Origin of the sequence: Pseudopedobacter saltans DSM 12145, from assembly GCF_000190735.1 — a bacterium.
In the GTDB taxonomy this organism is placed as follows: domain Bacteria; phylum Bacteroidota; class Bacteroidia; order Sphingobacteriales; family Sphingobacteriaceae; genus Pseudopedobacter; species Pseudopedobacter saltans.
Genome location: NC_015177.1, coordinates 997927 through 1014569, shown reverse-complemented (window position 1 = coordinate 1014569; position 16643 = coordinate 997927). Strand labels below are relative to the sequence as shown.

The window sequence follows — 16643 nt, the reverse complement described above, 5'->3', positions numbered from 1 at the left end:
ACACGATAAAACAATTTTCAAAACAATTTGTAATTGATAAGTAAGGAATAACAAATACTACAAAATGAAAAACATTATCGAAAAAAAATTAGGTTTACCGTATAAATACTTACCCTTTGGGGTTGCTGTTATAAATACAAACGACGACTTAATTTATATCAACCCCTTTTTAGCAGAAATTATAGGCTTAAATGAAATAATTTTTCCTCAAACAAATTTCTGTTCTTTTCTACCCAAGGAAACCCGCAATAACTACTTGAACTTTAAAACCAATTTTGTCAGCGGAAAGGGAAATAAGAAATCTTCTATTATCATACAAATCTTTGCTAATAATCAGCATTACGGTCAAACGCACTCTTTTCAATTAAGCTTAGGTGAAGAAGATTTAGAAGGAAAAGTAAAGTTAGTACTATTCCTTATTCCTTTAAATCAAAATGAGATTAGCCCCCCTTTGTTAAATATTAACGAGGAAACTGATCACAGTGATAACCCAATTTCTTTTAATGATTATTTAAGCAAAGATTTATTACCTAAGATCTGGAATCATAGTGACAATTTACTTTTCATATTTGACAAGAATGGCTTTGTTAAATATCTGAATCCAGCTGCAGAAGAAAAGACCGGATACACACTATCTGAGGTACAGATAAAGGAAAACAGGATTTTCATTTTTGAAGAGAAGCAAAAAATCAAGTTTAATGAACGTACAGTTGATACAGCCATAACAGACTTTCAACCTTTAAAAAACAACGTAGAATATCTCGAAAAACGAGCTGACATACTATTAGTAAAAAAAGACGGTTCAAAACTTTCAATTGCTCTTACCGTAATCAAATTATCTCCTGATGAAGGTTATAGAGAACACTGTTATCTTGGAATTGCCGAATTTATTGAAAATGAGAAAATTTTAAAACAAGAGCTTTTTAAACAGCAAGAATTACTAACAACCCAAACACGTTTTATAAGTGTTGCCTCTCATGAATTGAGAACACCTTTAAATATTGTGTTGTCATCTGCCACTTTAATCTCCAAATACCTGGAAGTAGAGCAAACAGATCAAATAGATTTACATGTGGACAGAATTGTCTCTTCAGTTCAATTAATAACCGGTCTTTTAAATGACTTTCTAACGATTAGAAAAATTGAAGAAAATCAGATAAAAACGAATATTTGCTTCTTTAACATCAAAGGTCATATAACCTCGATTATTTCTGAACTAAAATACCTCTTAAAAGAAGAACAGAATTTAGATTACAAACATATGGGTGCATCTTGTGTAAATCTAGATCCGGTGTTACTTCGCCATATAGTAGTTAATATGATATCAAATGCTATAAAATATTCCAGAAGCGATGGGAGGATAGAAATCTTGAGCATCAATAATAATGGAAATCTGGAACTTGTTTTTAAAGACGATGGTATAGGTATTTCTGAAACAGACCAAAAACACCTTTTCGAACGCTTTTTTAGAGGTTCTAATGCGTTACATACAAAAGGTACAGGGTTGGGTTTAAATATAGTGTATAACTATATTAAATTAATGAAAGGTAATATTAGCGTTGAAAGCGAATTGAATAAAGGAACTTCCTTTAAAATCAAATTTTAAGCGGATAATTTTTAGCCACAAAAGCCTTAGAAATATTTTTAAGGCTTTTGTAACCTGTTAAAAGGGATTAAGTAATCCACTGCTTAGCAATTAGAAGCCTTACTTATCTTGGCATTGTGGTCGTATCTCTTCTATGATCAGTTTTCTTTACCGTATCTCGTTGCGACCAGTCTTTTTTCATAGGCTTTTTACTTCCACTTTTTTTCTTCGTAGGAGTTTTTGTCGTGTGCTGTTTAGTAGTGCGTTGTTGTTGTATTCCACTTGCCGATGCCGAAAAACAAAAAACAAATAGCACCAGAATCATCATTAACTTTTTCATAGTTTTTAATTTGTAATTACTAGCTCAACACTCAATATACATCAGCGGTTTTCGTATTTTATTTTTTAGGTATAAATCTAAAAATCATGTATTTATACGCAAAACAACTTTCAAAGACAGACGCTATTAAAACCCCGCAAAAAAAATTTATCTGAGTACCTTTTACAAAAGGGCTTCTTCTGTAGATTGTATTATTGATTTAAAGATTCACTTACAAACTCACTCTTAGAACATTTCAAAGAGGATTCCCTTATCGTCAACTCCGTTTCGAATATTTTAGTTTTATATTGCGAAATTGTTGATTTACTTTCTATTTGACCTATAAGCAACTTAGCTGCAGCTTCGCCAATTTCCAAAGCGGGCTGACTTATAGTTGTAAGCGGACATTCGAATATATCCGCTTCAGCCATATTGGTAAAGCCTACAAAGGCCATGTCTTTAGGTATTGTTATATTTCTTTTCTTGAGAGCAATCAAAATCTCAGTACTCAATTTATCACTTGCGCTAAAAATTCCATCTGGTCGATTGTCTAGATGCAAAAGTTGGTTAACTATAGCTTCAGTCTCTTCCCTAATATTTTTTCTACATTGGCAATAAAAAACGTATTCGGGATTATAATCAATATTGTAGGTACTAAGTGCTGCTTTATATCCCTCTATACGTTCTTCTTCAATTAATAAGTCCGAAGAGTTTGTAATATGCGCTATTTTATAAAAGCCTTGTTTTATTAAATGCTCAGTAGCTTTATAAGCCCCCTCGAAATTGTCCACTATTATTTTGTGTGCGTCGATATCTCTGGGCGCTCTATCGAAAAAGACAACAGGAATTCCTTTTTCCTTTAAAGAATAAAAACCGGAAAAGTCAGTAGTCTCGGAAGAGATTGAAACAAGAATTCCATCTACTGAATGTGATATCAATTGCTTTATATTCGTATTTTCCTGCTGAAAGCATTCATGAGATTGGGTAACAAAAACATTGTATCCTTTCTTGTATGCCACCGACTCTATTCCATTTATTATTTGCGAAAAATAACTATTGGCAATCTCGGAAACGATCACTCCAATAGAATAACTACGACAATCTCTAAGCTTCAACGCCATCGGATTAGGATAATATTCTATTTCATTGATATAATCCAAAACCAATTTTTTGGTTTCCGCCGATATTCCATAAAAGTCATTAAGGGCTCTGGATACAGTGGATACCGAAAGCCCCAATACATTTGCAATATCCCGCTGAGTTGTAGGTTTAAATCTTTTCATTTTTCAACTTTCAATATTTCGCTTCAACCCCGACAAACAAAATCTTTATCTGAATTTCTTTAAATGTTTGGCCAATATGTTCATCGCAACCTCAGGATTTTCTATATTTCTTGGATAGTAATAGTATATCAGCTGATCTATATCCTTACTCAAAACCTCCTGCATCCTTTTGTCCATTAACTTTACATCGGTCATTTGCATATTGTGGTTTTCTATAAGCCAAAGTCCTTTTTTCCCTGCGTTTTTAGCTTCTTTTAAATAACGTTCACCTATTCCCAAAAGCACTTTACCGTCTCCTTCCTGTTGGCCACCATCTTCATTCCTCCATGGACGTCCATCACAACCATAATAATCCAGGTATTGTGTCTGAGCGGCTTCTTTTACTATCATGTCTGATAAATTGGAATAAGCAAACATTGAAGTTTGGATTTTAGGATAATTTGTTTTGATGTGTTTATTGATTTGCGAATAAAAATCTATAGTTGCTTTAACATGAGCCTGCAAATCTGCATTTGGCCCTAAATTTTCAATTGCTTTCTTTGAATAATCCTTGATAAATGATTTCGGTTCATCCCAGATAATCCCGCCAATATCCCAGGTTTTAAACACATTATCCAAATACTCAATGAAAAACTCTTTAGTTTCCGGGTAATGAATACTGCTAATTACTCCTGATATACTATTGGTAAGCGGTTTACCATCTTTATTAAGGACCCATGTTCGTGGATTTTTAACAGAAAATAAGCTGGGTACTTTCGGAGCACCTGCAAACATACCGCCCCATCTTGATGGTACCGCAAAAACTTTCATACCTAATTTGTTTGCCTCGTTGCAGATAATCTGGATGTTTTCTACCGCAGCAAAAAGGTCCTGTTCTAAAACGGCTACAGAAACCACATTTGTCCCCAAATCTGCCATCCATTTCAGATCCTCTTTAACCTGGCGGGGAACGATAGTATAAGTATGTGCCCTGAAATAATACGCATTTAATATTTTTCCATCTTTTATAAGCGCTTTGCTACTCGCTGTTTTTGCCTGAACTAATTCCGGGAGTAAAGCTGTTCCTGCTGATGCCAGAACTGCATTTTTAATAAATTTCCTTCTTTCCATGCTCTAAATAATATTAAGGCTTTCGGTTATGATATTTTTGAAATGATTTAACAATGTCGTCGTGTTTTCTCAACATATTTACAGGTATATCAGACGGATTCGCAAATACCAATTGCTGATCACTTTTTTCGATATTAATGCCAGATTCGTCAATATTCCCTTTTTTGTCGCTGATAGCCTTTAGATCCAAATTGAATTGGTTGGCAAAAAACTGATACATGGGTACACGTTTACTAAAACCATAATCGTGATTGTCTTCCGGCAAATGCACATTTTGAACAAGCTTATCTTTTGAATAAAAAGCGTATATCTTTTTCAAATATGGATATTCGATAGTTGGTACTGTCTTAGTCCAATCGTTACCGTCCGAAATCACCATTTGTGGTCTGGGAGCAGCCATTGCAGTAATTTCAGCATTATTAGTACCGCAACTGGTATGAATAGGTAAACCGCTTTCGCAATTACACCCACCATAAAAACTTGAAGAAACCATAACAACTGGACAACTCGCCGTTATTCTATCGTCTAAGGCTGTGGCTATAAAAGTTTGCGTTCCTCCTCCCGAAGCTCCGGTTATCCCAATCCTGCTTTTATCCACGCTTTGCAGAGAAGTCAAAAAGTCAACTACGCGGATACTATTCCAGGTTTGGATTGCCAATGCAAATCCTGTTTTGTGATAAGATTTATTTCCGCTTTGCAAAACCGACTCTCCATAAGAATACATATCATAATTAAAAACGACAGCTCCCATTTTTGCAAGTGCTGCACAGCGATATTGCATATCAGGACGATATCTACCACGCTCATCTGGTATCGACGGATCTATTTTATTATAGAAATGTCCGTGTGGATTCAATATAGCGGGGTGTTGTCCCTTTTTTAGTGGTTTGTACAATGACCCGGTAATATAGTAACCAGGAAAACTTTCGATGGCTACGTTCTCCACAGAGTAACCATCTTTAATTCGCCTGGAGGTAGTAATCACCTTTAAGTCTTTTCTACTGGCATTTGGGTTAATTCCTAAAACTTTCAAAATGGAATCTTTGATTTCTGATTTCCTTTTCTCCCAGGAATTCTGGTCTGGATAAAAACTTAGAAGTTTGTCCAAATTGGCTTTACCTTCTTCAAATTCCTTTCTGAAATATTCGTACTTTCCAATTTCGTATGTACCATTCCCTTTTGCTTTCCAAACCATATCTAAAGGCAACAATACGTTATCCAGCGTACTCGATATATCTTTGCGATACCTCCAGTCAGCATAATCTACCATTTTGCCCTTTATATTTTTTTCTTCATATAAAAGCTTCACCTGATATTTCCGTTCAATTTCGTTCAAAACCTTTTTAAGATCCTGTCGATAAACTTCGTCTGCAGATTGTGCTGTCACCAATTTAGCATAAGAAGCAAACAGCACAACTATTATCGTTAAAAAACTAAATTTCATTTCTTCTTTTTATTTAAACACAATATTTTCGGTCGTAACCGCTGCGTTTTTCGGTTCACTCTTTTTCAACTCCTGAATTTGTTTAAAAGTAAGGTTTGGGTCTTTTGGTAATTCTTTCGAATTGATAATCATATTTCCCTGCTCAGCAGAAAGTATATGTTTCCCTTCAATAACCACATGATCAAAAACGACGTCTGACACCTTATGGATATTTCCATTAGCAGCAATGGTTCCGGAAACTAAACTTTTATTTTGACTCTGCTGATAGGCAGTATAATTTTTGACCTCTACACCTTTTATATAGCCTATCCCTCTTTTAGTTCGTTCTGTATGATTTTCTTTTGAATTGGATACCTGAAAAACAATAAGCTGTCTTTTTGCATTTCCGCCAACAAACTCAGATTTATTATCTATGAACTTTACATTTTCGATAAATCCTTTCCCCACATATAGAGCAAGTGCCCTGTCCGCATGTACGACATCGTTATTTTGGAATACAATATTTCTTGCCCCGTTTGCCGGATCAGAACCAACTTTTAAGGCCGACTTTACCGTCCAGAACACACAGTCTTTTACCAAAACATTTTGACAAAGCCTATGATCTGCTTTAACAGCAACGGCGTCATCAGAAGTGTACATAAAAACATCTTCAATCAAAACGCCATCACAGCCATCGGGGTCGGTTCCGTCTTCATTTACAAGAGACAAATCATTGATGATCTTATAGCCTTTCATGGTGACGTGGTTGGAGTTAAGTATATGTACTGTAAAACCTCCTGAATCTCGGATAATGATATCGTGTATTTCGGAATTATTACTCTCCCTGATATTGACCACCCTAATTTTTTGATTGGTTTCCGTCTTTATCTTTGTCCCCTGCATAGCAATAACACCGCGCCCTATTATCTTTGCATTTTCGGCTTTGTCAAAATAAATGAGCGCACCTTTTTTACTCGTTACAGTTCCTGTTTTATTATCACCATTATCATTATAATCCGCCAAATTACCCGAGCCCTGTATGATTGCCCCACTCTCGAGATATAAGGTCACATCTCTTTTCATAATTAAGGTACCGGTCAGATATTTGCCATTTGGTACATACAGAATGCCTTTATGAGCAGACACGTAATCTATTGCTTTTTGAATCTGTTTGGTTTGTAATACCTGTCCGGTATGGTCATCTACATAGTCTTTAAGATTGGTGACATTCTGGTCTCCTAACTTGGGTTTGTCCTGTTCGGGAGCATCAGCGAAAATGAACAGCTTTTCTTCCACATTTTCTAATTGTAGGATCAGCTTACGCGGTTTACTCAAATCGAAAAGAATAGTATTTTCTGCTCTACGAGATGGAATCTCATAACTTTTGGGGCTTATGATGTAACTCGAGAAGGTTTTGGATGCCGTTAATTCCAGTTTTATATTTCCCGAAAAAGCAAACCTTGCATAACTGATGTCTTTAAACTTCTCAACAAAAATTTCTTTACCGTTTACCTTTAGCGTATATACCTTACTTTTTTCGGCTTCTGGTAAAGTAGTATACGCTATCACTTCTGCCGCAATAAGTACATTCTGGAAGGCCATAAAAAACAGCAACATAAAAATCGCTTTACTCATTACTTTCATTCTAATTTTATTTTTAGTTCACTTTTTTACCACTATTTTTTTAAGAACCTTATTGTTTCGGCAACAGGTTTATCACTAAATTCAAGGATATATACACCAGCAGGCAATTCTTCAATATTGCATTCACTATCAAACCAACCTTTTTCTATTCTTTGTTTTTTTACCTGCTTTCCATCCGCATTAAATATCCGCAGCCATGCATCAGCTCCAGTTTCAGCATGAGAAATTTTTATTTGATTTCCGGCTGGGTTAGGATATACAGACAATTTATAGGCGGTTTCGTTTGTAAAAGCTAAAACTCTGCTATAAGTACATTTCCCGTCCTGATCAAGCTGTTGTAAACGATAATAACATGTATTTACCGGTGCATTTTCATCAATAAAAGAATATCGCTGAATGCCTGATACATTGTTTGACTTTACACTTCCTATAACCTTAAAGTTTACACCGTCTAAACTTCTTTCTACCAAAAATTTATCTGTATTAATCTCATTTGTTGTAGTCCATGTCAATTCCGCTCCTTTTGTATAACCTGGCGCAACCTTCACTACTTTAAAGGAAAGGATAGTTAAGGGCGTAGTTGTTAAAGACTTTGCCATTACAAAATAAGTATCCTTACTATTATTATTCGGAGGCAAATTAATGAGCGTATTTGCTGTAATTTCTTTTTTATAAACGGTATAACTGGCATTGCTATTACTACTCACTATAAGATCTCCCGTATTGGTCCAGTTATTAATCAACCAATCTGGTTTTGTTACCGCACTATTGTTAATAAAAGCGATATATACCTCTGCATCTTTTGTTACCTTAAAACTTAACAAAGGATCAGCATTTACTCCTTTTGAGTCATTAGCAGGCTTTATCCATTGCAGTCCAGCATAAGCCGCCGGTAAAGTTTTTACGGTAAAGACTCTATCTGAATATAGGAAATCTCCTTGTTGAAGATTATCTTCTATAGACCACCCAGCTGCATGAGGCGCATCATAAACTGTCAAATTCACGATGAGCACTCCGTCTTTCTCAAAATTTGCCGTTATACGCTTAAATCCGTCTACAGCTAAAGTTACAGGATTCGTCGTAGCCGTCAGGTCTCCACTCCAGCTTTTAAATACATATCCCGGATTAGCAGTGGCTGTTAAATTTACTGATGTACCAGCCTCATAATCCGGTAAGTTCGGATTGGTTATTACTGTTCCACCTTCAGTAGAGTTTAACTCCAATTCGTAAGTCCGTTTACCACTTTCGTCTGGTTTTTCGGTCAGGTACTGAAATATTCCCAGCAGACATAATGAATTGGACTCATTACTTACCCAATTTTTTCCACCCTCTATATTTCCTGCCAGAGACCAGTTAGGATTCATATCAAAAGTCCATCCTGCAATAGTTTTCCTATATTCATTATAATCGCCATCAGGTGCAGGAGAGTTTCTAAGATACATTCCCGGTTTCGAATCTGTTGAGGTCCGGCAAACTATTCTCTTCATTTCGTTTTCCAGATCTATCCACTGATTATTAGGCACAATCAATCGGTTCGCTAAAGTAAATGTACCCAGTAAAGATCCCTGTCGCATCTCTTTATTACCATCGCTTACACCTGTTTTTCCATCGTGGTTTACACCAACGTATTGCGCTGAAAAATAGCCTCCATAAATACTTTTATCATGTACCGGCTGATCTCTCAATGCATTCAACATTTTCGTAGCGATCATATTAAAATCAGTTTTAATTTGTTGATTCCCGGTAATCGATGCTGCCCTCACTAAGGCATCTATAGTCTCTGATGTTTCCCCAAGCTTTGCTTGTGTATCCCAAAGTTTGTCTGTTCCATAAACGTCATCACTAATGAGGTATATCCTACCAAAAAGCCCATAACTTTCTACAAACGCCTGTTCATAGGCTTTCATAGTAAGGGCATACCCTTTTGTTACCCAGTCTGGTTTATTAAAACGTGTACCTGCATCTACCAATGCTGCTCCCATTTGCACATTATGTCCAACACGATAAGCCTTATCAAGATATATGGTTTTAGAACCACAATCACAGTTACCTAACCCATTCTGATAAATTACCCCATAGGTTGGATCTATCTTATTAATCATTTTTGGTGCCCACTGTAAAATGACTCCTTCCCAAAAATCTTTTTCTGCTTGTGAGTCGGCATATTGGTATAACCTTAAAAAAACGTAATACATCCAGCCCTTCTCTGAGGAACTTGTTTTAAACTTTGATTTTACCGTAGGTAATAAACGGGCTATAGCTAGATCATAACGAGTATCTCCGTTGTTCAACCATTTCCACCAGTAATAATGCTGTAAAGCTCTGATGTCATTTTGCGTATCATGGCGGGTAGGTTCATCTCTTAAATCTGACGCACCTCCACTTTCGCTATTTACCTGTTGAAAATTTTCTCTATGCCAATTGATATAAATCCCCTGATTGGCCGGGTCCCAGCCCATTGAGCTCACACCGTCCAATACATCAATTGCAATATCCTCCATTTCGGCATTGGTTTGTGCCTCCATCTTTTTTGCTGTTGCCAAAAGAAAAAAGATTAATAAAAATAACGGTGCGCTCAGATTAAATTTTATCATCTCAATATTATTTTTTAAAGAACTTAGCTATAGCTCTTTCAGTGTTATCATTCAGTTCTAACAAATAAATTCCTGACTCCAATTCAGAGATATCTATTGCTGTTTCATATTTACCCAAATCAAGTGCTTTATGAAGTAGTTTTTTTCCGTCTGAACTATAAACTGTTATTTGTGTATTTGTATTAACTACTGGATATTGTATAGTTAATATGGAAGCAACGGGATTGGGATAAAGTGAAAAACTTAATGCTGTTTTATTATCCACAGAGATGATTTCACTATACTCATATTTCCCATCTTTATCTATCTGTTTTAGACGATAGTAGGAGATTCCCGGTAATGGATCTGTGTCATTATAGACGTAACTCTGCACATCTGGTCTGTTCTTTGAACTTACATAGTCAACAAGATTAAAGTTTTTCCCATTTGTACTTCTTTCTATATCGAACCCTTTGGTATTTATTTCATTTACTGTAGTCCAGCTCAACCTTACTGGTTTGTTTAGACCATTCCCTGACGATGCTTTAAACGCAAGTAATTTCAATGGCAATACCAAGGTTCCGTTCTCAACACCGAAATATCCAAAAGTTGTAAAGCCCGATGCTTGTGCACTATAAGGATCAGTGCCATTAATAGCTGCTGCAGTTTCTTCCCATGCAGTACCATTATATCTGATTAAAGAAATATTAGGCAAAGCCGGATTAAAACCAGCAGCCTGCACAGAACCATTCCAACCCAACCCGATTTTCAAATTGCTTACTAATGGCGTTTCCGCTGCAATATTCCACTGCTTGTTTACTACCTTATTTACATCTGCAACTACGTAATCAAATGTATTTTTTACTCCTACAGAGAAATTGCTTCCCTCGCTTCCTGTATTGCTTAATATAACAGGGCTGTAAGAATCTGTACCTATCGGAAATAAAACTTCTGTACCGTCATTAGGCACATTTCTTTTTAATACACCGGTACCTTCTGTAACAAAGTAGGAATTATTAAATGTCATGGTATTGGCCAAGCTGGCATCTACCACTCCTCCTGGTTTGATTACCAAATTTGCTATTCCTGTACCGCTTGGCGATGAATTGAAAATGGCTCCTGTTTTCAGTACACCTGATACATTTACATTAACTGTGCCTCCACTTGGAGAGATTGAAGAATTAGCCGTATTGGTTGCACTCTGATCTAAAGTTCCGTTTATATTATAGGTATAAGTCCCAAAACCAGTACCTGAATTAATTAGATTATTATAGAAAAAACTTCCTGAATTACTGATTTTAACTGTCTTCCCAGAATTAATTGTAATAGTAACATCATCTGTTACTCGTGGATTATATGCACTCAGCGCATAACTGCCGGATTGAGTAAGCTCGACATCCTGATTAATGGTTAGAGAAAATGAAGGGACATTAGCCGAAAGACTACCATTAATTCTAATACGTTGTAGTTTGGTTATCCCTGAACCCGTTAAGGTAATATCTGATGCTCTTCCACTAAACTCTATATAAAGTGGATCTGTAGCATCTCCCAATATACCATCGTTAATGATAGTACTAGTAATAGGGACATTATATGGGGAAGATCCAGTACCGACCGCAACCTGCAAACGACGTGATCCACTAGCTTCCCCCGACCACAATTTTCCTCCCGCCTCAATTTTGAGATGATAGCAATCTGAGTTGTTTCCATTTAATGCAACCGTATGTCCACTTCTTATCAGTACATTACGGCTATTCCCCGGATAGTTTGTGTTTGCCGTAGTTCCTACTGGAACAGGCGTACCTGTACCAGGTTCTCCCACTGCATCATATGGAAAAGTTTCCCATATAGTGTTATCTTGCCAATTTCCGCTACCTTTTGTAGCAAAAGTCAACTGCCCAGTTATCTCTGTGTTTTGCTTCTCTTCACTATAAGACACAGCTGTTAGGCAAATCAATGCCAGTATCAGAAAAAGTAGTTTTGTTCTCATATTTATAATTTTTGGTTTATAATTGGTTAATATTTTTTTTAATAGACTACTCCATATAAGCTTTATTTTTTCATTTTAATCGATTATAACCTCCGCAAATTCTGTATTGATAACCGCAGATGACAAATCTTTACACCTTTTATCACCAATAACCAAGTTTTCGATTTTCACTTTAATTTTATGCCCTTCATCCATTCCCTTGATTTCTGACGCTTTCGGAAAAGCCTGATAAAATTTGCAGTCTTTAATCAGTACTTTGTCCATGGTACCTATCAGGCTATTCGGGTTTCTTTTATTGATAACGAATTGAATCCCCATTCTTTTCGAATCCGGATAATTGGTTTCGAAGCGGTTGTTTATGTACCTGATATTTTCGTAAGCTGCCCCATCAGAACAGTATAATGCCATTCCCCTGTCCGACATTATCACATCATTATCTTCGAACAATACATTGCTAATGCTGGTTCCCCGAGATTCTGTCCCCACTTTCAGTGAAGATTTTCTGGTTAAAAACACACAACCTTTCACGGTTATATCCGATGTTTTTTTCACAGGTCCTTTAGCGTCCGTAACTTTAATCGCCACATTATCATCTCCACAATAAGCAAAGCAGTTTTCTATAACAACACGGGACGAAGCATCCGGATCAAAACCATCCGTGTTGGATAAAGTCGCGTCATTCAAGAGCTTTACATTTCTTAGGTTCACTATCTCAGAAAATCTAATTTGTGTATTCCAGGAACCCGGATTTTTTGCAATAACTCCTTCTATATTGATATTTTTTGACGAAATAATCAGGAAGATTCTCATACGAGCCTGATCACCATATTGGTCTCTCAGCTTTCTTCCATTTCCATCAATGATGCCCAAACCTCTTATACTTACGTTTTCTGCGTTTTGTATTCTAAAAAATCCTCTTCCAGGTAGTTTATCGTCATTTTTTAGATCTTCCATATTATCGGAAGCTTTTATCACGGCTCCCGGTGCCATAAAAATTTTGGTATTCGACGGAATATTCAGATTTCCGATAATATAAACACCTGAAGGAAAAAGTAAAGTTTGCTTTTTTGCAGCCGTCTCATTAATCGCTTTTTGTATTTCCGCTGTCTGGACTGCTTTATTTTCAGACAAATACTGATTAACGTCAACTAACTTATCAGCATTTTTAAAATCTGTTTTATCTCCAAAAAGGTACAGTCTTTCTTTTTTGTTGATGGTAACGACTATATACGAAGCTTCTTTTAGCTTAAATTGAACTTCATTTGTTCCTATAAGTTTCGTTTCTATTTTCTTATTTAGTGGGCTTACAACATAATCAACTACTTTTTCTTTGAACTTTACAGAAACAGTAGCCTCACCCTCCTGTACAAAGGAACAGTAGCTAATATCGCTAAACGATGCCGTTGGAATAGCAATTCCGTTTATGGCTACCTGAAACAGACTACTTTCGGAACTATAGTTACTTACAGGTACTATTTTAGCTAAACCGGCAGCTGATGTTGTAGCAACACTCAAACTAACCGATATAAATAATATTATAGCAATTATCTTTTTCATTTGTTGTTATTTTTCAAATCGAATGTTTTTAACGAACTTATTGGTTGTTAACCTCAACTTTTCCGGTTGTAAACAAAGTTCTCCATCAACCTTAAGGTTTTTAAAAACCACTCCGTCTATAGTATGGTTAGCATCTAAACCCAGCATTTCCGAACCTTTAGAAAAACCTTCGCCGATAGAACAGTCTTTGATCAATACATTTTTAATTGTTCCAGCTCCGTTCCTGTTCTTTATCTCAAAATGGATCGCTTTTCGTCGGCTATCCGGATAGTTTCTTTCGATATAATTGTTGATGAATTGTATATTTTCAAACGTGGCACCGTCATAACAATACAATGCCAGTCCTCTGTCGGCTTCCACCACATAATTATTGCTAAAAACAATATTTCTCATAGATTTTCCCTTGGTTTCGGTACCAACTTTAAGCGAAGATTTCCGGGTCAAAAACACACAATTATTTACCTTAATATTTTCGCAGTCTTGCAGAAGACCACCATTATTGGTCGTTTTTATCGCAATATTGTCATCACTACAATAGGCAAAGCAATCTTCTATCAGAACATTTTTAGATGCGTCTGGATCAAAACCGTCTGTATTTGGCACATTGGGATCATTCAACATCTTGATATTCCTGATCACCACATTTTCTGATTTTAGAATATGCGTATTCCAGCATGCCGGATCACGTAGTACCAATCCTTTGAGTTCTATATTTTTAGAATTTCTGATACGAATCAGATTGGCAGGTTTTCCTTGAGCCCTTACTATACTTCCGCTTCCATCAATAACGCCGTCGCCCCATATCTTTACATTTTCGGCATTGTCTATCAAAATCAAACGGCTAAAGGTCATGGTCTCGCCATTATCAGTATAGTTGGCTTTATCATTAATATGATCCGATTCTTTTTTCCCTCCATCTGTTGGATAATCATTCCTACTTTCAGACCCTTTGATCATGGCTCCATCGGCAATATAAATTCTGGCATTACTGCCTATTTTTAACGTACCTGTTCTGTAGATTCCCGCTGAAAAAACAAGGGTTTTATTTTTACTGATAGCATCATTAATGGCATTCTGGAGTTTTTCCGTAACAATGGTTGTTCCGGTAAAATCAATATTATAGGATTTCACATCTATAAAATCAGATTTTTTAAGTTTATCCTTATCGGGAGTATCGCTTAATACAAATAGCTTTTCTTTGTTATTAATAGTAACTACATAATATCCCGGTTTTGAAATGGAAAACTCCAAAGATTTTCCATTTGCTTTTGGAGATATAATGTCCTTTTGTGGCGAAATTCTAAAACTGCTAATATCTTCAGCACTTTTTACGAGTATACTTACAGCCTTTGTATGAGAGAATCTTACATAGTTTACATCTTTAAATTTCTCTGTAAAAACCTCTTTTCCGTTAACAGTTGTATTAAAAAGATTACTTTTTTCAGCCCCTTTTGGTATAGTATATAGGCCCAAACCTTTACTCATGCCGAAAGAATTCAGGCTTAAAAAGGCCAGCATGATACACATTGTTATCGTCGTCGAAATTATCTTATGGAAATAGTTCATTTGTAACAGCTTATTTGGTGATTTTTAAATTTTTAACAAATTGATTAGCTTTCAATCCTATGTCTTGCGGTGTTGAACACATCTTGCCATCCAGTCTGAAATTCTTAAATCTCACTCCTGAAACGGTATGTTCGTTATTTAATCCGGATATTTCGGAAATAGTGGAAAAGCTTGACGACACACGACTATTTTTTATCAAAATATCCTTTATGCTTCCCTGTCCGTTCCTGCTCAATATTTCGAAATGGAGAATTTTCAGGTTTTTACTTTTATAACCTTTCTCAAAACTATTGCCTAGAAATTTTATATTTCTAAAACCAGCTCCATCGTAGCAATAAAGTACCATTCCCCTATCTCCTTCTAAGATGGTATTATTCTTAAAAAGGATATTTTTCATGGTATTTCCCTTCGTTTCTGTTCCCACTTTTAAGGCCGATTTTTTAGTAATAAACACCGAATTCTTTATTACAATATTGTCGCAATCCTGTATTAAATCGCTATTATTCGTATTCTTAATGGCAATGCTATCGTCCCCGCAATACGCGAAACAATTATCGATTTTAACATTTTGCGAAGCGTCCGGATCAAAACCGTCAGTGTTTGCTACCTCTCTATCATTTAAAATCTTAACATTTCGGATAGTAATATTTTCTGATTTAAGGATATGTGTGTTCCAACTTGCTGGATCTCTTAACATAATACCTTCTATCGTTACATTTCTAGAGTTTCTGATGCGAATAAGATTGGCTGGCTTTCCCTGTGCTCTCACTACTCTTCCGTTTCCATCAATTATTCCAGATCCCCAAATCCTTACATTTTCAGCTTCTCCAATCAATATCAACCTGCTAAATGTCATCCATTCTCCATTATCTGTAAAATTGGCTTTGTCATTTACATGATCGGATTCTTTTTTATTACCATCTGCGGGATAATCATTTCTATCATCCGAGCCTTTAATCACCGCACCCGGAGCCAGATAAATATTCGCATTACTGCTAATCTTTAATGTACCTGTCCTGTAGATACCAGAAGAAAAGACCAATATTTTTTTATCTCTGGCTGTCTCGTCTAAAGCGCGCTGAATAAGTTTAGTTTCCACTTTGTTTCCGGTAGAATCAACTCCATAGCTCTTAATATCAATTATTTTTGCTTTTGGAGTTGCTGATATTCCTTTTTCTTTCTTATCAGCAAGTAAAAAATAACGATGTTTGTTATTAATGGTTAGCACATGAAAACCGGGCTTTTCTAAATTAAATTGTACCGAATTACCGACCATCCTGGCCATCTTAATATTCTTTTTCGGACTGATATCCCAATTTAAAATCTTCTCTTCTACTTTCACTTCTATAGAAGCTGGGCGATTATGAGCAAAATTGGCGTAAGATATATCCCTAAACTTTTCCGTAAATACAGAAACCCCATTTGTTTTGGTAGAAAACAGAATACTTCTTTCAGCACTTTTTACTACTGGATATAAAACAATATCGTTCTCGTTATACCCAAATATTTTGCTTTCTTTAAAAAACAGGAACATCAATATCAAAACACTTAGCTTTCGAATCATACATTGTGAGTATTTACACACTGCAACAC

At 35.9% G+C, this 16643-nt stretch carries 11 protein-coding genes; 1 reads left to right on the top strand and 10 read right to left on the bottom strand.

The window, feature by feature from the left end; all coding sequences use genetic code 11:
- The first annotated feature begins 64 nt into the window (after positions 1-64).
- Positions 65-1606: a sensor histidine kinase gene (locus PEDSA_RS19440; RefSeq protein ID WP_013631882.1), complete on the top strand. Its 1542-nt coding sequence runs from the start codon at positions 65-67 to the stop codon at positions 1604-1606.
- A 103-nt stretch (positions 1607-1709) separates the two neighbouring features.
- On the opposite strand, the gene PEDSA_RS04075 is transcribed toward PEDSA_RS19440, so the two are convergent.
- The 10 genes from PEDSA_RS04075 to PEDSA_RS04030 all read right to left on the bottom strand — a co-directional run bounded on the left by PEDSA_RS04075 (position 1710) and on the right by PEDSA_RS04030 (position 16614).
- Positions 1710-1925: a hypothetical protein gene (locus PEDSA_RS04075; RefSeq protein ID WP_013631881.1), complete on the bottom strand. Its 216-nt coding sequence runs from the start codon at positions 1923-1925 to the stop codon at positions 1710-1712.
- 191 nt (positions 1926-2116) lie between these two features.
- Positions 2117-3187, bottom strand: a complete 1071-nt coding sequence (locus tag PEDSA_RS04070) for a LacI family DNA-binding transcriptional regulator (RefSeq protein ID WP_013631880.1) — start codon at positions 3185-3187, stop codon at positions 2117-2119.
- A 45-nt stretch (positions 3188-3232) separates the two neighbouring features.
- The gene (locus tag PEDSA_RS04065; RefSeq protein WP_013631879.1) at positions 3233-4297 is read right to left on the bottom strand and encodes a hypothetical protein; all 1065 of its coding nucleotides are present in this window, start codon (positions 4295-4297) and stop codon (positions 3233-3235) included.
- Positions 4298-4310: 13 nt separating this feature from the next.
- Positions 4311-5741, bottom strand: a complete 1431-nt coding sequence (locus PEDSA_RS04060) for an alpha/beta hydrolase family protein (RefSeq protein ID WP_013631878.1) — start codon at positions 5739-5741, stop codon at positions 4311-4313.
- A gap of 9 nt (positions 5742-5750) precedes the next feature.
- Positions 5751-7364 carry a glycoside hydrolase family 28 protein gene (locus tag PEDSA_RS04055; RefSeq protein WP_013631877.1) on the bottom strand — a complete coding sequence of 538 codons (1614 nt, stop codon included), beginning with the start codon at positions 7362-7364 and terminating at the stop codon, positions 5751-5753.
- 32 nt (positions 7365-7396) lie between these two features.
- A complete protein-coding gene (locus PEDSA_RS04050) occupies positions 7397-9907 on the bottom strand; it encodes an InlB B-repeat-containing protein (RefSeq protein WP_169311976.1) in 2511 nt (836 codons plus the stop codon).
- A gap of 58 nt (positions 9908-9965) precedes the next feature.
- Positions 9966-11927: a T9SS type A sorting domain-containing protein gene (locus PEDSA_RS04045; RefSeq protein WP_013631875.1), complete on the bottom strand. Its 1962-nt coding sequence runs from the start codon at positions 11925-11927 to the stop codon at positions 9966-9968.
- Between the two features lie 75 nt (positions 11928-12002).
- A complete protein-coding gene (locus PEDSA_RS04040) occupies positions 12003-13484 on the bottom strand; it encodes a glycoside hydrolase family 28 protein (RefSeq protein WP_013631874.1) in 1482 nt (493 codons plus the stop codon).
- Between the two features lie 6 nt (positions 13485-13490).
- Complete coding sequence (locus tag PEDSA_RS04035) at positions 13491-15002, bottom strand: glycoside hydrolase family 28 protein (protein WP_041536967.1); 1512 nt, start codon at positions 15000-15002, stop codon at positions 13491-13493.
- Positions 15003-15060: 58 nt separating this feature from the next.
- The gene (locus PEDSA_RS04030; RefSeq protein ID WP_148233494.1) at positions 15061-16614 is read right to left on the bottom strand and encodes a glycoside hydrolase family 28 protein; all 1554 of its coding nucleotides are present in this window, start codon (positions 16612-16614) and stop codon (positions 15061-15063) included.
- Between the last annotated feature and the right edge of the window lie 29 nt (positions 16615-16643).